General features: G+C 46.1%; 22 protein-coding genes. 14 read left to right on the top strand and 8 right to left on the bottom strand.

Annotated elements, in window-relative coordinates:
* Nucleotides 1–123 precede the first annotated feature (123 nt).
* Entirely contained in the window at nucleotides 124–411 is a 288-nt protein-coding gene (locus ACO0LB_RS16355; RefSeq protein ID WP_423050977.1) for a hypothetical protein, read from the bottom strand.
* A gap of 127 nt (nucleotides 412–538) precedes the next feature.
* Nucleotides 539–1,780, bottom strand: coding sequence for an NADH:flavin oxidoreductase/NADH oxidase family protein (locus tag ACO0LB_RS16350; RefSeq protein ID WP_423050975.1), 1,242 nt, complete (start codon nucleotides 1,778–1,780; stop codon nucleotides 539–541).
* Between the two features lie 546 nt (nucleotides 1,781–2,326).
* Here ACO0LB_RS16350 and ACO0LB_RS16345 point away from each other — a divergent pair.
* Nucleotides 2,327–2,740, top strand: a complete 414-nt coding sequence (locus ACO0LB_RS16345; protein WP_423050973.1) for a MerR family transcriptional regulator — start codon at nucleotides 2,327–2,329, stop codon at nucleotides 2,738–2,740.
* 156 nt (nucleotides 2,741–2,896) lie between these two features.
* On the opposite strand, the gene ACO0LB_RS16340 is transcribed toward ACO0LB_RS16345, so the two are convergent.
* Both ACO0LB_RS16340 and ACO0LB_RS16335 read right to left on the bottom strand, forming a co-directional pair.
* On the bottom strand, nucleotides 2,897–3,232 hold the full coding sequence (locus ACO0LB_RS16340) for a Rap1a/Tai family immunity protein (protein WP_423050971.1): 336 nt from the start codon (nucleotides 3,230–3,232) through the stop codon (nucleotides 2,897–2,899).
* A 238-nt stretch (nucleotides 3,233–3,470) separates the two neighbouring features.
* Entirely contained in the window at nucleotides 3,471–4,064 is a 594-nt protein-coding gene (locus tag ACO0LB_RS16335) for a hypothetical protein (protein WP_423050969.1), read from the bottom strand.
* 218 nt (nucleotides 4,065–4,282) lie between these two features.
* Here ACO0LB_RS16335 and ACO0LB_RS16330 point away from each other — a divergent pair, with 218 nt between their 5' ends.
* The 8 genes from ACO0LB_RS16330 to ACO0LB_RS16295 all read left to right on the top strand — a co-directional run bounded on the left by ACO0LB_RS16330 (nucleotide 4,283) and on the right by ACO0LB_RS16295 (nucleotide 13,276).
* Nucleotides 4,283–4,786 carry a hypothetical protein gene (locus ACO0LB_RS16330; protein WP_423050967.1) on the top strand — a complete coding sequence of 168 codons (504 nt, stop codon included), beginning with the start codon at nucleotides 4,283–4,285 and terminating at the stop codon, nucleotides 4,784–4,786.
* The gene (locus ACO0LB_RS16325; RefSeq protein WP_423050965.1) at nucleotides 4,783–4,995 is read left to right on the top strand and encodes a reverse transcriptase-like protein; all 213 of its coding nucleotides are present in this window, start codon (nucleotides 4,783–4,785) and stop codon (nucleotides 4,993–4,995) included. The genes ACO0LB_RS16330 and ACO0LB_RS16325 overlap by 4 nt, the downstream gene beginning before the upstream one ends.
* 239 nt (nucleotides 4,996–5,234) lie before the next feature.
* On the top strand, nucleotides 5,235–7,472 hold the full coding sequence (locus ACO0LB_RS16320) for a YgiQ family radical SAM protein (RefSeq protein WP_423050983.1): 2,238 nt from the start codon (nucleotides 5,235–5,237) through the stop codon (nucleotides 7,470–7,472).
* Nucleotides 7,473–7,617: 145 nt separating this feature from the next.
* The gene (locus tag ACO0LB_RS16315) at nucleotides 7,618–7,908 is read left to right on the top strand and encodes a hypothetical protein (protein WP_423050963.1); all 291 of its coding nucleotides are present in this window, start codon (nucleotides 7,618–7,620) and stop codon (nucleotides 7,906–7,908) included.
* Nucleotides 7,909–8,020: 112 nt separating this feature from the next.
* Nucleotides 8,021–9,125, top strand: a protein-coding gene (gene prfB, locus ACO0LB_RS16310; protein ID WP_423050961.1) for a peptide chain release factor 2 whose coding sequence is annotated in 2 segments (ribosomal slippage) — nucleotides 8,021–8,101 and nucleotides 8,103–9,125 — 1,104 coding nt in all. Because the reading frame shifts where the segments join, the coding sequence is not laid out codon by codon here.
* A gap of 119 nt (nucleotides 9,126–9,244) precedes the next feature.
* Complete coding sequence (lysS, locus tag ACO0LB_RS16305; protein WP_423050959.1) at nucleotides 9,245–10,783, top strand: lysine--tRNA ligase; 1,539 nt, start codon at nucleotides 9,245–9,247, stop codon at nucleotides 10,781–10,783.
* A gap of 119 nt (nucleotides 10,784–10,902) precedes the next feature.
* Nucleotides 10,903–12,699, top strand: a complete 1,797-nt coding sequence (locus tag ACO0LB_RS16300) for an ABC transporter ATP-binding protein (protein ID WP_423050956.1) — start codon at nucleotides 10,903–10,905, stop codon at nucleotides 12,697–12,699.
* A 97-nt stretch (nucleotides 12,700–12,796) separates the two neighbouring features.
* A complete protein-coding gene (locus ACO0LB_RS16295; protein ID WP_423050954.1) occupies nucleotides 12,797–13,276 on the top strand; it encodes a cupin domain-containing protein in 480 nt (159 codons plus the stop codon).
* Between the two features lie 55 nt (nucleotides 13,277–13,331).
* Here ACO0LB_RS16295 and ACO0LB_RS16290 read toward each other — a convergent pair whose 3' ends face one another.
* Both ACO0LB_RS16290 and ACO0LB_RS16285 read right to left on the bottom strand, forming a co-directional pair.
* The gene (locus ACO0LB_RS16290; RefSeq protein ID WP_423050952.1) at nucleotides 13,332–14,324 is read right to left on the bottom strand and encodes an NAD(P)/FAD-dependent oxidoreductase; all 993 of its coding nucleotides are present in this window, start codon (nucleotides 14,322–14,324) and stop codon (nucleotides 13,332–13,334) included.
* An 89-nt stretch (nucleotides 14,325–14,413) separates the two neighbouring features.
* Entirely contained in the window at nucleotides 14,414–14,863 is a 450-nt protein-coding gene (locus tag ACO0LB_RS16285) for a CBS domain-containing protein (protein WP_423050950.1), read from the bottom strand.
* 174 nt (nucleotides 14,864–15,037) lie between these two features.
* Here ACO0LB_RS16285 and ACO0LB_RS16280 point away from each other — a divergent pair, with 174 nt between their 5' ends.
* Genes ACO0LB_RS16280 through ACO0LB_RS16270 form a run of 3 tightly spaced genes read left to right on the top strand, consistent with a single transcriptional unit; the run spans nucleotide 15,038 to nucleotide 17,786 of the window.
* Nucleotides 15,038–16,348, top strand: a complete 1,311-nt coding sequence (locus ACO0LB_RS16280) for an O-acetylhomoserine aminocarboxypropyltransferase (RefSeq protein ID WP_423050948.1) — start codon at nucleotides 15,038–15,040, stop codon at nucleotides 16,346–16,348.
* A 1-nt stretch (nucleotide 16,349) separates the two neighbouring features.
* Nucleotides 16,350–17,156 carry an alpha/beta fold hydrolase gene (locus tag ACO0LB_RS16275; RefSeq protein WP_423050945.1) on the top strand — a complete coding sequence of 269 codons (807 nt, stop codon included), beginning with the start codon at nucleotides 16,350–16,352 and terminating at the stop codon, nucleotides 17,154–17,156.
* Between the two features lie 6 nt (nucleotides 17,157–17,162).
* Nucleotides 17,163–17,786, top strand: coding sequence for a LysE family translocator (locus tag ACO0LB_RS16270; protein ID WP_423050943.1), 624 nt, complete (start codon nucleotides 17,163–17,165; stop codon nucleotides 17,784–17,786).
* 146 nt (nucleotides 17,787–17,932) lie between these two features.
* Here the strand turns inward: ACO0LB_RS16270 and ACO0LB_RS16265 are convergent, their stop codons facing one another.
* A complete protein-coding gene (locus tag ACO0LB_RS16265) occupies nucleotides 17,933–18,469 on the bottom strand; it encodes an FKBP-type peptidyl-prolyl cis-trans isomerase (RefSeq protein ID WP_423050941.1) in 537 nt (178 codons plus the stop codon).
* Between the two features lie 79 nt (nucleotides 18,470–18,548).
* Here ACO0LB_RS16265 and ACO0LB_RS16260 point away from each other — a divergent pair, with 79 nt between their 5' ends.
* Together ACO0LB_RS16260 and ACO0LB_RS16255 are read left to right on the top strand one after the other, a co-directional pair.
* Entirely contained in the window at nucleotides 18,549–19,685 is a 1,137-nt protein-coding gene (locus ACO0LB_RS16260; RefSeq protein ID WP_423050939.1) for a JmjC domain-containing protein, read from the top strand.
* A 293-nt stretch (nucleotides 19,686–19,978) separates the two neighbouring features.
* Nucleotides 19,979–20,206 (top strand): hypothetical protein, encoded by a 228-nt coding sequence (locus ACO0LB_RS16255; RefSeq protein WP_423050937.1) that lies wholly within the window; start codon nucleotides 19,979–19,981, stop codon nucleotides 20,204–20,206.
* A gap of 172 nt (nucleotides 20,207–20,378) precedes the next feature.
* On the opposite strand, the gene bamC is transcribed toward ACO0LB_RS16255, so the two are convergent.
* A complete protein-coding gene (gene bamC / locus ACO0LB_RS16250; protein WP_423050935.1) occupies nucleotides 20,379–21,548 on the bottom strand; it encodes an outer membrane protein assembly factor BamC in 1,170 nt (389 codons plus the stop codon).
* Nucleotides 21,549–21,618: the final 70 nt, after the last annotated feature.

Below are 21,618 nucleotides of genomic sequence, written 5' to 3'. Positions count from 1 at the left end.
CGATTCTGGAATTAAGGGAGACAATATGCTCCATTGATCTTCGGTTAATTCTTCTCTTCGTGTCATGCTCCAAAGTTAACATAATCCGAAAAAAGTTAACAGACCCTATTTATGAAATGAGTTCTAGTAAAAATTCGGTGAGTAAGACTCAAAACCGATGTCGACTTTTTCTTTTTTGATACTTTTGAACCAACTAAGATCGACGTCTGGCGCTTCGGATGCAATGACGGATAATGGAGGGTTTGACCGGAAGCGATCATACAAACCACCCGCAACCACTGGCACAACATGACCACCAATGTTGATCAATGTCTGCTTGGGTGCAGTTACATTCTGAGCCCATGAAGGAGTTTCGACGGAACTCAAGATGAATCCGAAGACGACCGTAGCCATTTTTATATGTATATTCATATGTACACCTCAATATTTAATTTAAAAAATCGATTGCGAACCTGTTATGTATAACAACCAGTTCGTACTGTTGCCTACATGAGTTCAACACTCATCACGATTCGCTCTATGACACATTTCGCTTAAGTCATCGTGCCAAAATGGGGGAATTATTCATCCTGCGGCGATACTGCCGATTTTTGACGTTGGTTTCCAATTGCTGAAACAACAGCGCCAAAGCAGGTGCCAGGTTGGGCTTGGTCTGCTTACCCTTACTAAGGCGGCGCAACTGATATTTCACCATTGCCATATAGGCAGCAGATGCCATCACTTTATTTTTCCATTTAAAGGTTCGCAGCACCGCAGTTGCTGTCTGGTCAGAACGCCACACTTCAGGCAATTTGGGGTTGAGTGCGAGAGCAGTCCCCATCCCTAGCATATCAATGCCGCTGTTAAGTACCTCTTCCACGATCTGGTAACGGCGTATGCCCCCAGTCACCATGATTGGCATGTCAGCCACAGTCGCGATGTCCTTGGCAAACTCCAAAAAATACGCTTCACGGGCAAGTGTCTTTCCATCGCGCGCTTGCCCAGTCATTGCAGGGGCTTCATAGCTGCCTCCAGACAGTTCAATCATGTCCACTGACAATGAGTTAAGCATGGCAACGACTTCTTTCGCATCGTTAGTGCTAAATCCCCCACGCTGAAAATCAGCTGAGTTAATTTTGATGGCGACAGCAAAGTCCTTACCTACGGCATGGCGAATATCTTTAACAATGTCGATCAATAACCTGGCTCGGTTTTCAAGGGAACCACCCCAGCGGTCAACACGTTTGTTGGTGAGCGGCGACAAGAACTGGCTGATGAGATAGCCATGCGCGGCATGAATTTCTACACCGTTGAAGCCAAATTTTTTTGCTAACTGTGCCGTCCTCACGAACCTGCGCTTCACGTCGGCAATATCGTTGTCACTCATCTCTCGTGGCGTGGAAAACTGATTAGACAAATTACCAAGATCCATTGCTATGGCAGAAGGTGCCATTGTTTCCTGTCCAAGTGCTGCTGGCATCTGGCGCCCCGGGTGATTAATCTGCATCCAGATTTGTGCGCCATGGGAACGCGCCGTCTTGGCCCAATCCTTGAAACGAGAAGCAAATTGTTCTGATTCAAGAACAACTCCCCCAGGCCCGGTCATGGCTCTGCGGTCAATCATCACATTCCCTGTGATAATCAGACCCGCACCTCCTTCCGCCCATGATTTGTATAGCCTGATCAGGTCATCGGAGGGCGCCTGATTTCCGTCGGCCATATTTTCCTCCATTGCTGCTTTGGCAAGGCGATTGTGAAGAATAGTTCCATTGGGTAAAGTCAGCTTACTAAAAGGATTCATAATGATCTCCTGAGTTAGAATGACCCTACGATAAGCTTGAAGTTAAGTTGAAGGTCAAGCCCCAATGCAAATAATTTTAGAGTCTTGATTCAATATCACCGTAGATTTGCATTTTTGATATATTTATCGTTCATTTTCACTTCAGTCGCTTGACCTTGAAGTGAGCTTTAATCTTATAGTTGATTGCATTGAGCTTTGTAAGCCGATCTATTCTGAAATAATCACTATGTCGATTTTCAAGAAATATCTGTTTCCACGATGTCAGTAACATTAACGGAGCGTGCTCCAGCAACATCCCCTCGGACTGTCAAACTTCGAAGAAGCACCTCTGGGACCAAAGATTAAGTACCCTATACTCTGCAAATTAAAATGAAGAGCAAAAAAGCCAGATATAAAAAAATCGTTGGCTCCATTTCGAAGTTATACAGTCACTATTAACCGAATCGTTACCGGTCAAAATCCAGGCACAAGTCAAAAAATGGCCAAAGTTTTATTAAACGCACTCAAGAATGACAATCAAATGCAAGGTGATGGAGGGGTGTCTCTATGAAAATCGGTGAATTAGCCCAACGTAGCGGCATACCTGCATCAACAATCCGGTTTTATGAAACAAAGGGATTATTGAAAGCTGTCAGCCGCCAATCCAATGGTTACAGAGACTATCCGCTGGAGGCGGTAGCTCTGCTTGCTATTATTAATGATGCACAAAAAGCAGGCTTTTCACTTGAAGAAATCAAACAAGTCCTGCCAGAAGATATTTCTTCGTGGAGGCATGATGAATTGATGGCGGCACTCAAAAAGAAGATTACTGATATCGAATCATTGGAAGTGAGGTTGGCACAAAACAAAGCCCATCTTCGATCCCTGATTCAGCTTATCGACTCCCGACCTGAAGATCTTGATTGCAAAGACAATGCCGTAAGAGTAATGACCAGTATAGGTATCGCTAGTAGTGACTAGGTTGATTGTGTCAGCATCGGGATGCGTCGCTAACATTCTCGCTGGCGGCTAAATTTGAGTAAGAAGAAAACAAGTTAACGTGACAGTCGTTGTTGACTCAAGTCTGAACTGATATGAACTAACTTTTTTATTGCCGATATCTCCGTGCCTTGAAATTCATTTACTTTTACAAGGCCACGCGTCTATCAATGCATTAACGATTGTTACATCCGCGGACTTGCTCCACTGCTCAGGATGACGCTGCATATATCCAAGAACAACCTGCTTCATCTCGATTTCGTTGGTATTTACAGGTGCGCAGGCAAACACGCCTTCAACTGAATGATACGCACTCAGAACATAGCTTTGATTATTGACCAAATCTTCATCTGTTGTATCGCCACGTACGTCTTTTTCTAATGCTCGAAAAAGAGCAGATCCAGACAAAATGCCGGGACGGACATTAATAGAAATAAATACAAGCACAATAAACAGGACGCATAATTTTTTCATATTGCCTCCTAAAATTGACAATTTATCATAATTATTTAATTAGCAATAATAAATTGTATTTTTACATCATTTAATTCTTCATTAATCCTAACTAACACGCCTCTAGAAAGCAAAATGGCTTAGCGAAAAAACTCGCCAAGCCATTTTTATATAATATTTTAAAAAGAATTCAAGGCAATTTTTACTTGCCCTTTGCTTATCTTTTTATCTACTCACATATCCGATAAATTTGATAATCCTAAGCACTTGCACTAAATAAACTACCAATCGAGGAACTCCCCTGAACATTTGCTGCAACCAATTTCAAAAAAGACTGCAAATCCTGCTGTGCAGGATTACCACCACTATTACTGATCAGATTGTTAAATGATTTTTGTAAACTGGCTGTATCCGATGTGCCATCACCGGAACTCGTTTTATCTAATTGCGTGATGAGTTTTTGTATGCTGTTCTGCAATTTAAATGACGAACTTGACTGATCCAGTTGCACAGGCGTAGTTCCCTGTCCTGCAGCAGCCGACGATGAAGCAGTTGACAATCCCGGCAAAGAAGAAAATAAATTACTTGTAAAATCCGAGGCTGACGACTGTGAAGAATCCGACGACAGGTAGGCCGTTAAATCTTTTCCAGAATTAATTTGCGCCAATGCCTGCTTCACAGCAAGCGATAAATTACTATCATTCACACCGGATGCATTCGTATTGGTGCTTGTACTACCCACGCTGCTGGCTGATGTCGTGCTTCCTGCGGTTGTTGCAGTGCCAGCAACGACAGAAGAATTAATCGCACCAACGTTCTGATAATTATTGATACCAGCAGAAGAGATAATCATTTTCAACTCCAAATTTTTTTACACAACAACAAAACAGCATTCACAACAGAACACTTGTTGTATTGTCGGTGACATCAATCGAAAATGAAATGACACTTTGCCTATTTTTTTACTCACTTTTGCCACTTTTGCAGCAAAAATAGAATTCAAATACTGACTTCTAGTCGTTGTATGCAATTCGACAATTAGATTCAACGCATAGCATTCTGATTTTATTTATGCCAACACATCCTCTCCATAACATCGAACAAACGATCGCAACTCACGCTGAAAAAGTGAGTAGTAAGCGACTGGCAAAGCAGCAAAATATCAGTGAAACAGCTGCCTTAGTTCGCGTTTTACAACTATCCGCCAACAAATTACAACTCGACACTGTTGAACAACTAGCTCAATGGCGATTACATGAAGCAATCAGAATCACACAATTGCATGCAGAAAAGCGCCGGCAGAAATCTAGTATCAGAGAAAACAAATCGCGGCAGATAGTATTACCTGATCATGTATGGCATGGGTGGTTCGACGGATCGGCAAAGCCCAATCCAGGTGACTGTCAGATTGGCTGCTTGCTGAAAGGCCCAAACGGTGAACGACATACCCATCAGCAACGAATCGGACATGGAACCAGCAGTGATGCCGAATATCAGGCGTTGATCGGCACCCTTCGTCTTGCACGCCGACACACATCACTCATTTGCAACTTCAAGGCGACAGCCAGGTCGTGATTACAGACATTAACAGCCAACATGAAAAAACAAGGTCTGCAATATTAGAACCTTACCGGCTGCAAGCGTTGGCTCTCGTCATTCAATTCGACTACGTCCATATTCGCTGGATACCACGACATAAAAATTCGGAAGCAGATGCCCTATCGCAAACAACCGCAAACAATGGCGACGCAATAAGAGAAATCAAAAATATTTCCCTGATATGAATGGCATTCATCCCATGTCGGTCCAAACATCATGAATGATGTACACAATGATCACGACCAGATCATTTCAGACAAAAATCTGCAAGCTTTTGATTATTCAGCAGATTTTATTGAGGTTCGGGCAAAAAAACAGCCTTTCCGGTACAATCTTGCCCATGAATCCAATGCCTAAAAATCTCTTCTCTTTTCCGCGCTTTCGCCCCGATATCGGTGGCAACAAAACAGCGCCATTCCTTCCTATGTCACGTGCAGAAATGGATGCACTGGGCTGGGATAGTTGTGACGTGATCCTGGTGACAGGCGACGCTTACATTGATCATCCAAGCTTCGGTATGGCATTGATCGGACGCTTGCTTGAACACCATGGTTTCCGAGTTGGCATTATCAGTCAGCCAGACTGGCATTCTGCCGATGCCTTCCGAGCTCTTGGTAAGCCCAATCTGTATTTCGGCGTCACTGCCGGCAATATGGATTCAATGGTCAATCGCTACACAGCAGACAGAAAAATTCGCTCCGAAGACGCTTACACACCCGATGGTGACCGCAGCAAACGCCCTGACCGGGCGCTGGTTGTCTATGCACAACGCGCACGCGAGGCGTTTCCGGATGCCAACGTCGTTGTCGGCAGTATAGAAGCAAGTTTACGGCGTATCGCGCATTACGATTACTGGTCGGATAAAGTTCGCCGTTCCGTATTGCCAGACTCCAAAGCCGACATCTTGCTGTTTGGCAATGCCGAACGTGCATTGATCGATCTCACTCACCGGTTAGCGGCAGGAGAAGCAATCAAAGATATTCGTGATCTGCGCGGTACCGCGTTCATGGTACCGCAAGGTTGGTTACCGGATGCTGAGTGGAGTGAAATCAATTCAGTCAAGATTGATACTCCAGGCAAAATTGAAGTGCATACAGATCCGTATGCAATGACACCAGAAAATGACGCCAAATGCGCGACTGAAAACCCATCAGAAAATGCACCTGAAACACCAAAAACTGATGTCATTCAGCAGCAGGCCATTCGTATCATGAGTCGCGAAGAGCGGCAGTTGATGCTAAAAAATAAACAGCATAAATCCGTTATCCGGCTTCCTTCGTTTGATGAAGTAAAAGACGATGCCGTTATGTATGCACATGCGTCACGCGTGTTTCATCTTGAAGCCAATCCCGGAAATGCAAAAGCATTGGTACAAGGCCATGGTGACAGGGATGTTTGGCTGAACCCACCTCCGCTGCCGTTGGCAATGGATGAAATGGACGGCGTCTACGATCGCGCCTATGCCAGAGCACCTCATCCGGCCTACGGTAAAGCACGCATCCCGGCATGGGAAATGATCCGTTTTTCAATCAACATCATGCGCGGTTGCTTTGGTGGCTGTACTTTCTGCTCCATTACCGAGCACGAAGGCCGCATCATTCAAAGCCGTTCAGAACCTTCTATTCTTCGTGAAATTGAAGAAATCCGCGATAAAGTCAAAGGCTTTACCGGCACCATCTCTGATCTTGGTGGCCCAACGGCGAATATGTATCGCCTTGCCTGCAAAGATAAAAAAATCGAAGAATCCTGCCGTCGGCTTTCTTGCGTTTATCCATCGATTTGCTCAAATCTCGGCACCGATCACAGCAAATTAATCTCAATTTATCGTAAAGCACGTGCGATACCGGGCGTGAAGAAAATCCTGATCAGCTCTGGTTTGCGCTATGACCTTGCCGTGCGTTCACCAGAATACGTTAAGGAATTAGTCACGCACCACGTCGGTGGTTTGCTGAAAATTGCACCTGAACATACTGAATCAGATACTTTATCGAAAATGATGAAGCCCGGCATCGGCAGCTACGATGAATTCAAGCAGATGTTCGAGAAATATTCGAAAGAAGCCAACAAAGAGCAATATCTGATTCCTTACTTCATTGCTGCGCATCCTGGCTCCACCGACGAAGACATGGTCAACCTCGCGATCTGGCTCAAGAAAAACGACTTCAAACTCGATCAGGTACAAACGTTTATGCCAACGCCCATGGCGTTGGCAACAACGATGTACCACACGCGTAAAAATCCGCTCAAAAAAGTCACTGCAGATTCTGAAGTCGTGGAAACGGCGCGTTCAGGAAAAATCCGGAAACTACACAAAGCCCTGCTGCGCTATCATGCGCCGGAAAACTGGGAAATCATCCACGAAGCGTTGGTACGCATGGGGCGGCGTGATCTGATTGGTAGCAGCCCGCGTCATCTGATACCTTCACGCCAGCCTGCCATACCCGTAACGATAGAAGAAAGTGGCATAGCGAACGGTCGCAGGGTTGCCGCACCTAAGATCAATACCTACGGCAAAAAAAATACGGCTAAAACCGGCGTCGGTGTCACATCTAAAATACCAGGTGCGATCTCAACGACTACATCTGGCAACAGTCGCAACGGCTTATCCTATAAATCTGCAAAACCTAAAACCAATAGCTCGACAAAGTCAGGTCGCAGGTGATTTTGGATTTTAATGACTGACGGATAAACCACTAAAAAGCTGCGCTGATACCGTAGCTTTTTTAGTTTTTCCACATGCTCTTTGCTGACATAGGTAAAATGTATAAGTTATCTGCTGGCTTTGCACTACCCCACATGGAGGAAGTATGAAACACATGAAGACCGTTCTGATTCTTGAACACACAGAAGAAGTTTTTGACAAACTCACCTGCGATGTCTGCGGAGCAGAATCACACTGGGACGAAAACTGGGGTGATAAAGAACACGAAAAAATTATGACAACGATACAACTGGAAGAAGAAGAGTCTTTTCCAAGCGGCGGTCAATCAAAGCTGACGCAATATCATATTTGCCCACAATGCTTCAAAAACCATCTGGTAACCTGGATGGAAAGCCACCGCGAAGCGAAGCCTACCGTTACCACCTCTGTCTGGTAACAGCGGCAACTTAATCAATTATTCAATTTAAACATGGGCAGGTTCAATTAGACTCATAAGCAATAGCTCAGGGTATAATGCAAGGTTTGATTGCATTAGAAAAGCTAAAATTATGGAAGCTGAACGCCTCAATAGCCTGTCCTCCCTGCTTGACGACCTGACAGTTCGTGAAGCAGAACTTCGGAGGTATCTTTGACTTCGATATCAAGTCAGAGAAACTCGAACAAGTTAACGCCGAATTAGAAGACCCAACGGTCTGGAACGATCCTAAGCGCGCGCAGGATCTGGGCAAAGAAAAAAAATCCCTTGAAGCCGTTGTCAACACGCTGACCGAAGCGGAATCCGGCTTGCGCGATGCGAACGATCTGTTTGCTATGGCGAAAGAAGAAAACGACGACGATACGCTGGAATCCATCGAAACCGACGCGCAGCATTTGCGCAGCCTGATCGAAGGTATGGAATTCCGCCGCATGTTCAACAACCCCATGGACCCGAACAACTGCTTCATCGATATCCAGGCAGGTGCCGGCGGTACCGAAGCGCAGGATTGGGCGTCGATGCTGTTGCGCCAGTATTTGCGCTATTGTGAACGCAAAGGCTTCAAGGTGGAAATTCTTGAGCAGTCAGATGGTGATGTTGCCGGTATCAAGACGGCTACCCTGAAAGTTGAAGGCGACTATGCATATGGTTTCCTGCGCACAGAAACTGGCGTACATCGTTTGGTGCGAAAGTCACCATTTGATTCCAATAATGGCCGCCACACTTCGTTCTCCAGCTTATTTGTTTACCCTGAAGTAGACGATTCATTTGAGATCGACATCAACCCTGCCGATGTGCGCACAGATACTTATCGCGCCTCCGGTGCCGGTGGTCAGCATATTAATAAGACCGATTCCGCTGTTCGTCTGACACACGGCCCATCAGGCATCGTTGTTCAATGCCAGAATGATCGCAGCCAGCATCGCAACCGTGCGGAAGCCTGGGAAATGCTGAAAGCGAAATTGTTTGAACTCGAATTGCGCAAGCGCATGAGCGAAAAACAAAATCTGGAAGATTCCAAAACCGACGTCGGCTGGGGTCACCAGATTCGCTCTTACGTGCTCGATCAGTCTCGCATTAAAGACCTGCGTACCGGTTTTGAAACAGGCAATACCAAAGCCGTACTCGATGGCGACATTGATGAGTTCATCGCTGCTTCACTGAAGCAAGGCGTTTAAATAAATCGAGCCTAACAAGCAAGTACAACGGCGCAATTTCCCGCATTTGAAATTGCGCCGACAAAACAAACAGGCAGACAAACTGCCCGGACAACGAAGAGAAATCTGAGAGAAATCTTATGTCAGAACTGAACAATCAAACCGCTGCCAGCGAATTGCCGGTCGATGAAAATTCCATCATCGCGGAACGCCGTGCCAAGCTCGACGCTATCCGTACCAAAGGCATTGCCTTCCCTAACGACTTCCGCCCGCAGCATAAAGCAGCCAGTCTGCAAGAGCAGTATGGCACGATAGGCCGCGAAGAGCTGGAAGCGATGAATGTCGAAGTCAGCGTTGCTGGCCGCATGATGCTCAAGCGCGAAGCCGGTAAAAAAGCCGCTTTCGCGACCTTGCAAGATGCGTCCGGCCTGAAGGCTGATGGCCGCATACAGTTGTATGTGACGCTGGATAAAACTGGTGAAGAGGCGATGGAAGCCTTCCGCCATTATGATCTGGGCGACATCCTTGGTGTTGAAGGTGTGCTGTTCAAAACCAAAACGGATGAGTTGACCGTTAAAGTCACGACCTTGCGTTTGCTGACCAAGTCGCTGCGCCCTCTGCCAGACAAGTTCCACGGCCTGGCGAATCAGGAAACCAAATATCGTCAGCGCTATGTTGATCTGATCATGAGCGAAGAGACGCGCCGCACCTTCAAGGCGCGCACCGCAGCGATGACTTCGATCCGCAATTTCATGTCCAGCCATGAATTCATGGAAGTCGAAACGCCTATGCTGCACGTGATTCCGGGCGGTGCGGCAGCCAAGCCTTTCATCACCCATCACAATGCGCTGGACATGGAAATGTACCTGCGCATTGCACCTGAGCTGTATCTGAAACGACTAGTCGTCGGCGGCTTTAACCGAGTGTTTGAAGTTAACCGCAACTTCCGCAATGAAGGTGTGTCGCCGCGTCACAACCCTGAATTCACGATGATGGAATTCTATGCGGCTTACGTCGATTACAAATGGCTGATGGACTTCACTGAACAAGTCATTCGCAAAGCCGCAGAAGATGCGCACGGCACAGCAGTGCTGACGTATCAGGGCAAAGAACTTGATCTGTCGAAACCGTTTGAACGCCTGACTATCGTCGGCGCAATCAATAAATATGCACCGCAATACACGCATGAGCAATTGCACGACGCTGAATTCATCAAGTCTGAATTGCTGAAATTCGGTGTGAAACCGTTCGCTACCGCTGGGCTTGGCGCCTTGCAACTGGCACTGTTTGAAGAAACTGCCGAAGCACAGTTGTGGAATCCGACCTACATCATCGACTACCCAGTCGAAGTATCACCACTGGCGCGTGCTTCTGATACCGTTCCCTGCATCACCGAACGTTTCGAGCTGTTCATGACTGGCCGCGAAATCGCTAACGGTTTCTCGGAGTTGAACGATGCCGAAGATCAGGCAGCACGCTTCCAGGCACAGGTTGCCGCCAAAGATGCGGGCGACGAAGAAGCGATGTACTACGATGCCGATTACATCCGCGCCCTCGAATATGGCCTGCCACCGACCGGCGGCTGCGGTATCGGTATTGATCGTCTGATGATGCTGATTACCGACTCACCGAATATCCGTGACGTGATTCTGTTCCCGCATCTGCGCCGCGAAGACTGATCTCAGGTACGATAGCGAAACACACCGTAAGTAACGAAAAGGGACTGTATCAAGCAGTCCCTTTTTTATTTTTTTCATTCATCCGAATAACTCAGATTAATCAGATTGAGCCACACACCATGCCAGCAATTCATCCACTTAAAAAATTACTGCACTACGCCAGTGCTTATAAAACTGATCTACGGCTGGCAACACTGTATTCGATACTGAACAAATTTTTTGACGTGTTGCCGGAAGTACTCATCGGCGTGGCAGTCGATATCGTCGTCAATGGAGAAAAAAGCTTTCTCGCCAAACGTGTGCTGGGTGGCTTCGGCATAACGGAAACCTGGCATCAATTGGTGTTTCTCGGCGTGGTCAATGCGTTTATATGGATGGGTGAATCCTGGTTTGAATATTTACTGTCGCTGAAATGGCGCAAGCTGGCGCAGAATCTGCAACATGATTTACGGCTGGATACGTACGACCATGTACAGAAACTGGAAATGGCGTATTTTGAAAATCAACGTACCGGCAATCTGATGTCAGTACTGAACGAAGACATCAATCAGATGGAACGTTTTCTGAACGGTGGTGCGAACCAGATCATTCAGGTGATCTGCTCTTCCGTCATGGTCAGCGCCGTCTTCTTTGTACTGCAACCTTCGCTGGCAGTCATTTCCCTGCTGCCAGTACCGGCAATTTTATTCGGTGCATTCTGGTTCCAGAAACGGCTTGCCCCGCGTTACGCCGAAGTCCGCGAAGCAGCTGGTGACGTCAGCGCCCGCCTGAACAATAATCTGCTCGGGCTGGCCACGATCAAAGCGTTTGCCACCGAAGATTTTGAAAAAAATCACATTGCCGAAGCCAGCAATACTTATCGTGAAGCCAATGCGCGGGCCATTGCGGTCAGCGCAGCCATCACTCCGGTCATCCGGATGGCGATTCTGGCAGGTTTTACCGCAACACTGGTGTACGGCGGCTGGCTGACATTACATGATGAGTTGGCAGTCGGCGCATATTCAGTACTGGTCTACCTAACACAGCGGCTGTTATGGCCGATGACCAGCCTGGCAGAGGTGGCGGACATGTATCAGCGCTCGATGTCGGCCATTGACCGGGCTATGAATTTACTCGATACCCCGATTAATATTCACTACGAAGGTAAGCCACTACCATCTGCGACGGTCAGCGGCGACCTGCGCTTTGATCAAGTAAATTTTGCTTATGGCGAGCAGACGACACTGAACCAAATCAATCTACATATTCCGGCGGGCAAAACTGTGGCGTTTGTCGGCTCTACCGGCTCTGGAAAATCGACATTGGTGAAGTTACTACTGCGCTTTTATACCCCCCAGTCTGGTCATATCCTGCTTGATGGGCAAGCAACGGATACATTAAACCTTCAGGACTTACGACGTGTGATCGGCTACGTGGCGCAGGACGGCTTCCTGACTGACGGTACGATCGCCGACAATATTGCGTATGGCCTGGAAAACGTCAGCGAGCAAGCGATTGCCGATGCTGCACAAGCGGCGGAAGCGACAGAGTTCATTCAAAAGCTCCCACTCGGCTTTGCCACACGTATCGGCGAACGTGGACAAAAGCTATCCGGTGGACAGCGCCAGCGTCTTGCACTGGCACGGGCTATCCTCAAAAACCCACCAATCCTGATTTTAGATGAAGCGACCAGCGCCATTGATAATGAAACGGAGGCCGCCATTCAACGTAGTCTGGCAGTTGTCAGCCGTAATCGCACGACAATCGTGATCGCACATCGTCTCTCAACAGTCCGTCACGCCGATTGCATCCATGTGATGGACGGAGGGAAAATTATCGAAAGTGGAACGCATGATGATTTATTGCAGCTGAACGATACTTACGCTGCATTATGGCGCTTACAAACTGGTGAGCATCTGCATTTAAAAGATGATTAAATGTTAATTTTCAGTGACAAAAACATCGAAGCAACATATCATTTTCATCTTTGCTATGCGCAGTCCATCTCAGTAAATTCGACAGAAAATCATACAGATGAAAACAAAAGTCCTATCAGGCATGACAGGTATCGCCCTGACACTGGCGGCTATCGGCAGTTATGAAGCACTACGTCATGTCAACAATATCGCGCCCGCCAGCAGCTCTGTTGTTTCAGCGCCGGTTCAGCCATTTGAAGTAGATCCCTCCTGGGTAAAAGAGGGAACACCCAACTTCAGAGCAACAGAATTTTTTAAATCCAGCGACAATAAAACCAGTTCTGGCATTTTTGAATGCGATGCTTCTACATTTGAATGGCACTATCAGTTGGACGAAGCAGTTTATATACTTGAGGGCGCTGTAGAGATTGATTATCAAGGTAAAAAACTACACCTGAAACCCGGTGATACTGCGTTTTTCCGTGCGGGTACGACCGCACTATGGCATGTACCTCAGCACATTAAAAAGACGTGGACTTTGTATGATGCAGGAAAGCCAGCGAGAGCATTAGCAACTCTGCTTAAAAATAATCCATAAAAAAATGCCAGCAAAAATGCTGGCATTTTTTATCAATAAAAGATTGGTATCTATTTCAGCTGATTTTATTAGCTAACGCCAAGCCACTCATGAACGCATTTTCAACACGCCCTGCACCATCCAGCCCCACGGCAAACCAATCACCGCAAACACCCAGACCCAGCTCAGCATTCCAGAGACAGTCATTAAGCAATGGCCGTTCTGCTTGCGCATAGCGCCAACGGTGAGTGACTGCATAAATAGGCTGAATCCAGGAACCTGTCGCCTCATGAAAAGCCTTCAGTAATTTTTCTTTTACGCGTTCATGATCATCTTCAAGATGTTCTACACTCCATGCTGGCGTTGCATGTGCAACCCATCGCTCACCAACGCGATGCTCTGGCTTAGATGTATCACGAGCAATCCAGCCAAGCCTGGACTGCTGCACCCAGGCACCATCAAAATCAAGTTCCAGAGAATTCTGAAAACCAAGCATTAATGTCCAGCATGGGGTCAATGCAGCTTGCTGCACCTGCTCCTTCCACTCAGGTGCGACATCAAGCAGTGGCACAACTTGATCTGCTGGAATGGCAAACACAACAGCATCAAAGGGCCCTGCGGATGCCGGGATCGCGACGCTGGGAGACTGTATCTTCAAAACCCATTGCTGTCCCAGGCGTTCTACCGCAAGAACCTGCTGCTCTTTCCTTACATCCAGTCCATGTGCGAGTTGTTTCCCCAACGCACTCATTCCAGGTATCGCAACATATCTACTTCCTTTTTTCCCTGCCACTGTCGTATGAGCATTATTCAATGTCACCAGTCTTGCATTCCAAGGCGCCACCCAGCCTGATTTTGTCCAGTCAGCAATTTCCTTTTTAAAGCGTTGCGATGTAGCAGTAAAGTACTGCGCACCATGATCAAAACCACCCAACTCAGTCTGACGAGTGCTCATACGACCACTGACACCCAGACTTTTCTCATACACAGTGACATGATGCCCTTGAGACTGCAACTGGCGAGCGGCGGTTAAACCTGATAATCCTGCTCCGACAACGGCGATATGCATATGATTCCTTTTTCAGATAAAAAACGCCCGCAGGAAATTCATGCGGGCGTTATTTGAATTTATTTCAACAATGGCTCAACGAAAGAAGCTTATTCTTCATTTTCTTCTACAGGCCAATCACGTATATACGCTTTCAACATTTTATTTTCAAAGCTTTGCGCTTCCAATACAGCTTTTGCCACGTCGTAAAAGGAGATAACACCCAATAACGTCTTTGCGTCCATTACAGGTAAATAACGAGAATGTTTTTCCAGCATCATCCGACGCACTTCGTTCACTTCAGTTTCTGGTGTGACTGTGATTGGGTGATCATCCATGTATTTACGCACTGTTCCATTATCCAGTGAACCATTATTTTTGTGGATGGCGCGGATCACCTCGCGGAAAGTAAGAATACCGGCAAGCTCACCATATTCCATGACGACCAGTGAGCCGATGTCTTTTTCTTCCATGATACTCACTGCTTCTGCAATAGGCGTACCTGGTGGGATCGTAAAAAGTATATTACCTTTTACTTGTAGTATTTCTGAAACTTTCATAGTACGCCTCCTCGTGTTAACTATATGTTTTATCGCTAATACCAATGTATCGTAAGACATATAAAAAATCCAGCCCGGCAGACCTCTTTCCTTGCGAAAACATCACTCAAAACACAATTTCATTTTGCTAGCTTAATGGTAGCATTGCCACACTACAATACGGAGATATCCCCTATGAGCGGCCCACACTACCCCGGCTTTGATACATTATCCCTGCACGCTGGCAGCACTCCCGACCCAGCAACAGGTGCGCGTGCCACGCCTATTTATCTGAGTTCATCTTTTGTTTTTGATGATTCTGATCATGCGGCATCATTGTTCAACATGGAACGTGCAGGACATGTGTATTCACGAATTTCCAATCCGACCAATGCTGTACTCGAAGAACGAATTGCAGCATTGGAAGGTGGTGTCGCCGGGATAGCCGTTGCAAGTGGGCAGGCAGCGTTGCATCTGGGACTGGCAACGATTGCGGGAGCAGGCTCACACATCGTGGCATCGCGTGCATTGTATGGCGGCTCACAAAATCTACTTGCCTATACGATGAAGCGTTTTGGCATTGATACGACCTTTGTAGACCCGCGCAATCTGAATGCCTGGCGCGCAGCAGTCAGACCAAATACGAAAGTATTTTTCGCAGAAACACTGGGGAATCCAGGGTTGGATGTTTTGAACATCCCGGCAGTATCCGAGATCGCCCATGAGCATCATCTTCCATTGATGCTGGACGCCACTTTCACGACACCTTATCTGCTGAAGCCCTTTGATCATGGTGCCGATCTGATCATGCATTCTGCCACTAAATTTTTGTGCGGACATGGAACAGCTATCGGTGGCCTGCTAGTCGATGGTGGCACATTCGATTGGGAAGAAGCCCACGAAAAAACAGGACGTTTTGCTGAATTATGCGAGCCATATAGCGGATTTCATGGGATGGTTTTCTCAGAAGAATCGACCGTCGGTGCTTTTTCTTTGCGAGCGAGAAGAGAAGGACTTCGTGACTTCGGTGCATGCATGAGCCCACACAATGCCTTCGCTATTTTGCAAGGCATAGAAACACTGGGATTACGCATGGACAGACACGTTAACAATACCCGCAAGGTTGTAGAATTTCTGGTTGCACACCCGGCGGTAGAATCTGTCTCTTACCCGGAACTGGAATCACATCCAGATTATGCATTAGCAAAAACAATGTTACCGAAAGGATGCGGCGCTGTTTTTTCATTCAATATCAAAGGCAATCGTGATGCAGGCAAGCGTTTTGTTGAGTCACTGAATGTGTTTTCACATCTCGCCAATGTGGGAGATGCAAAATCGCTGGTAATACACCCTGCATCGACAACGCATTTCCGTGTCAGCAATGAACAACTCGCAGCATCTGGTATTTCTGAAGGAACCATTCGACTATCGGTTGGGCTCGAAAACATCGAAGACCTGATTGAAGACCTTGGTCGCGGCTTAAAAGCGGCACAGAAAGGAGCGTGATATGTTACTAGACATCAATAATGCAACCGCGTATTACTACACTGGCGGCAAAGCTTTTCAGCCTGACTTACCAACTATCGTGTTTATTCATGGTGCACAAAATGATCATTCAGTCTGGGGGTTGCAGACACGATATTTTGCGCATCATGGTTTTAACGTCATGGCTGTTGATTTACCAGGGCATGGGCGTAGCAAAGGCAAGGCTTGCACAAGCATAGAACAGATGGCCGATTGGCTGCTGTCATTGCTTGATGCCACCGGAGTAAAGCACGCACAATTGGTCGGTCACAGTATGGGATCATTGGTAGCATTGGAAACTGGAGCAAAAGCACCTGACCGCATTCAAAAAATTGCGATGGTTGGTACTGCCTACCCCATGAAAGTATCAGATACTCTGCTCAATGCGGCACGAGACAAAGAGCAAGAAGCGATTGATATGGTGAATATATGGTCTCACACATCAATAGCACACAAACCATCTTGCCCTGGCCCTGGTTTTTATGTCATGGGTGCCAGCCAACGTTTGATGCAGAGAATATCAAAAATCAATCCTGATCATGTTTTTTATACCGATTTTTCGGCATGTAATGCTTATGATCATGGTGAACAGGCGGCAAAACAACTCACCCGCCCTACGTTGTTACTACTCGGCAAAAAAGACATGATGACTCCGCCTAAAGCAACACAGTTGTTGCGTGAGCATCTTCATGCTTGCAAAGTAGTGACATTAGACAATTGCGGCCATTCCTTAATGTCCGAGCAACCAGATGCGGTGCTGGCTCAGTTATATCAATTCATGAAGGCTTGATACAGAATGGTCATCAGTTGGCAAAATTGGGCATTATTCACCGCAACTGAAGCCGCATTATCACTCTCACCGGGCCCAGCCGTGATGATGGTGGTTGCCTATGGAATTGCGAAAGGATGGCGTCATTCGCTTTATGTCACTTTGGGTATTTTGACTGGCAATGCCATTTACTTTGTTTTATCCGCCACCGGCATAGGCTCATTAATCATTGCCTCGCCTCGCTTGTTTTTGGGCATCAAGTATATCGGGGCGGCCTATCTGGTGTATTTGGGCTTATCCGCCATTCTGGGAAAGCCCTCTCCGCTGACTCTGTCACGATTGGATGAGAAAGCCCAAAGTAACACGCGTATTTTCATCAGTGCCCTGATGCTACAACTGACTAACCCTAAAACCTTGCTGATGTTTATTGCTGTGCTGCCACAATTTATCGACCCTGCGGAACCAATTGCAGGACAAATGTTACTCCTTGCCGCAAGCTCTATCATCCCGGAATTTTTTATTTTATTGGGCTATGGCGTCCTCGCCGGCAAAGCCAGTCATCTCGCAATGCAAGAGCGATACAGCCTCATCACCGAGCGCATCGCCGGAACACTGGTGATTACCGCTGGAGTACTTGTCGCAATGATTTAAGGAGTGATTTCATCGGAATTACCCCATAGAAAAAGGGCATGTTCAACACATGCCCTTTTTCTATGGGGCTTAACTAGCCCAGTATGAATCAATCCAATTTAACTAATGCAGATTAAATGCACATTCAATGAATTAACAATACGTTATTAGTGCAGTGATTGTGTGCGATATTCATCATTAGAATCATCTTCTTCATCGTCGTGGTGATGGCCATGAACGCCATGCACATGACCATGAGCAATTTCTTCTTCCAGTGCTTCGCGAACATTTTCTACTGTCAAAGAAAAACGCAATGCCACCCCAGCTAATGGGTGGTTACCATCGAGTACTACTTTGTCTTCTGCGATATCCGTGACCGTAAAAATATGAGCATCACCTTCATCAGTGTCCTCTGGCATGCCCTCAAACTGCATACCAACTTCCAGCGGCGATGGGAAACGATCACGAGACTCCACTTTTACCAACTCGGCATCATAATCACCAAAGGCATCTTCCGGATTTAATTGCAATACGGTGCTATAACCAATCTCTTTCCCTTCCAAAGCTTCTTCGATTTTCGGGAAAATATTATCATAGCCGCCATGCAGATATACCATGGGCTCCAAGCCCTCCTCGATCAGATTGTCTTGCGCATCTTTTAGAATATAACTCGCAGTAACAACAGAATTTTTGACAATCTTCATAGCATTTCCTTAAAAATTTTACTCATTCTCCTATTATACCTGTCTAGTACTTACCTTAACTGAGACCTATAATACGCACATGCAAAAAAATAACTCTCCCCTTACGCTGCTGGGAAACATCTCACCCAAGCAATTTTTCACCGAATATTGGCACAAAAAACCATTGCTGATCAGGCAGGCAATCCCAGAATTTCAACCACTTTTATCCAAATCAGAATTATTCGAGCTTGCTGCTCAGGATGATGTCGAGTCGCGCCTGATTACGTTTTTCAAAAAACACTGGGAAATGAAGAATGGTCCTATCAGCAGCATTCCAGTCAAAGAAAAGAAAGATTGGACGCTACTCGTACAGGGCGTCAATTTGCATAACGACGATGCTAATGAGCTTTTAAAGCAATTTCGCTTTGTCCCAGATGCTCGACTGGATGATTTAATGATTAGTTATGCCGTCGATGGTGGAGGCGTAGGGCCGCATTTCGACTCTTATGATGTGTTTCTATTACAAGCACATGGTCAAAGGCGCTGGCAAATCGGGGCACAAAAAAATCTCTCTCTGATTGAAGGTATGCCTTTAAAGATTTTGAGTCATTTTGAGTCGGATCAAGAATTCATACTAGAACCTGGCGATATGCTGTACCTCCCCCCACAATACGCGCACGATGGCGTTGCTATAGGCGAGTGCATGACATATTCGATTGGTTTCAGAGCGCCATCATTTCAGGAGCTTGGCGAATCTTTCATGAATTTTATGTCAGAATCAATTGATCTTCCTGGCCGCTACAGCGATCCAGATCTGAAAACAACCACTAAACCCGCTGAAATCAGCACAGAACTACTGACGACGCTTTCAGAGCAAATTGCAAAAATCCGTTTTACGAATGACGATATAACCATTTTTCTTGGTGAATACCTGACAGAACCGAAACCGAATGTCTATTTCGACTCACCAGAAAAGCCACTGACGCCGAAACGCTTTGAACAAGCCGCGTTGAAAAAAGGAGTTCGGCTGTCTAGAAAAACCATGATGCTCTACAAAGGCAAACATATTTTTATTAATGGTGAATCATTTGCGGTAACGACAGCAGATAAGGACATCCTTGCTACTTTAGCGAATCAAAAAAATCTCGCGGGATCGGATCTTTTGGGGGCATCTCCGGATGCAATGGAAGCATTCTGCCTTTGGTATGAAGACGGCTGGCTGGAGTTAAACCCATAAAATTCCCATGCAAATATAGGGAAATGCAGCTATTGGCGATGTCTAAAATACCCATTCAACCGATAATTAGCTTCAAAGAAAGAATTTATATAATGTTTTAAGGGCAAAAAAGCATCTATCCCTATTCCAACATTCGAAAAATCATTATAATCATGGATTAGGAAACTTTCGCAAGAGTCGAGTACCAGTTTGGTGCAAGGCTCCCGAGTTAACCTATAGAGCGATAATTACCGGTAATTATTCATCGCAAAATTTTGATCTTATTTTTTGATCTATTTATTGAAAGTATAAACATGAAAAAATCTCTCTTGCTCGTTTCCCTGTTGACTATCGCTTTGGCTGCTTGCGGCAAAAAAGAAGAAGCAGCATCTGCTTCCGCAGCAGCTTCCGTAGCAGCACCAGCTCCAGCTTCCGCTCCTGCTGAAGCTCCAGCAGCAGCACCAGCTCCAGCAGCAGCTTCTGACGCAGCAGCTCCAGCAGCAGCTTCTGACGCAGCAGCTCCAGCAGCAGCTTCCAAGTAATTTTAATTACTTAAAAAAAGCCGATCAGACGATCGGCTTTTTTTTCGCTTGCTTGGATTGTCAATTTTGAATCTATTAAGCCAATTCATAACGTATATTCAAATTCGACAATTCAAATAAAAAAAGCATGTGTTTTTATACACATGCTTTTTTTATTACTTAAGAACAAGACTTACTTCAACTGATCATTTAACAATTGCAGAATTTTTTCTGCTACTGGTGAGGTACTGACCTTGCCATCATTGCCTTGAACAGTGATGTGACTGAGATCGCCATTAGCTGCATTTTTCACTACAACACGATATTTTTGAGCATCTTTTGCTGCTTCACTATTGGAGCCAAAAGAGAACAATTTGGAAAAGAAGCCATCGCTGGCGCCTTTTGTCTTGGCATCAATATCCTGATCAATATAGCGAACAAAATATACTCCCTGAGAACGATCGCGATCCTCTACAGTAAAGCCGACCCTGTCGAGTGCCAAGCCAACCCTACGCCATGAACGATCAAACCCTTCATCCATTTCGACGTAATTACCAGCATCTGACTTCAACAATTTTGCACGCAATTTCATCGCTGCAGGCTGAGCATTGACTGCTGTTTTTGCTACTTCACCATCAGAACCCAGACGCACCATCAAACGAGACAAAAATTCTGCCTCAAGGCCGGCATCAGCTGGACGCGGGGACCAAACAGTTGCATCCTTTTGCGAACCAACCAACACCTCTTGCGCACCACGATGGCTAATATAAATTTCAATATTGCCATTGGCAGCGCGCTCAATACGAGTACGGAATTTATCTCTTTCGCCAGTAGAATAAAGAGAATCGATTACTTTACCTAAAGTATTGCGAATGATGTCCTGAGGAATTTTTGCGCGATTTTCAGCCCAATCAGTCTCCATTACGCCCGCTTCCTGATTTTCAATATTAATCAAGAAACCCAGCTCTTGCCAAAAATCCTTGATTTGCGGCCAAAGCACTTCCGGGGATTGATTGCTGACCACCAACCAACGCTGGGAGCCATCACGCTCAACGCGCATATTGGGCAACTGATTGACAGCAACAGCAGCATTACCTGATGACTGTGCCTTCACACCTTTTTCAAGATTGTAGCTAGATGCTGTCGCCGTACTTTTATTCGCATCTGGAACAGCAAAACGACTGTCACGACGAATTTGAGTCAAATCCGGAGGGACTTCCAGCGAAGCTGTTGTTACTTTAGCCGCACTTTTATAATCAATTTTATTAGGCTCAATAATATTGCCGATAGAACTACAGCCTGTTAATCCAGCAAGCGTCAGCACGCCGATCATCCCATTTTTAGCAACAATGCTTTTTGCCATGTGAAAGTCCCTACAAATTATGAAAAATCAAAAATTACATGTATGCAGCAGGAAGCCTGCCCAAACAGTA

Source organism: Undibacterium sp. SXout7W, assembly GCF_049339385.1.
GTDB lineage: Bacteria > Pseudomonadota > Gammaproteobacteria > Burkholderiales > Burkholderiaceae_D > Undibacterium.
This window is presented reverse-complemented; position numbering and strand designations above follow the sequence as displayed.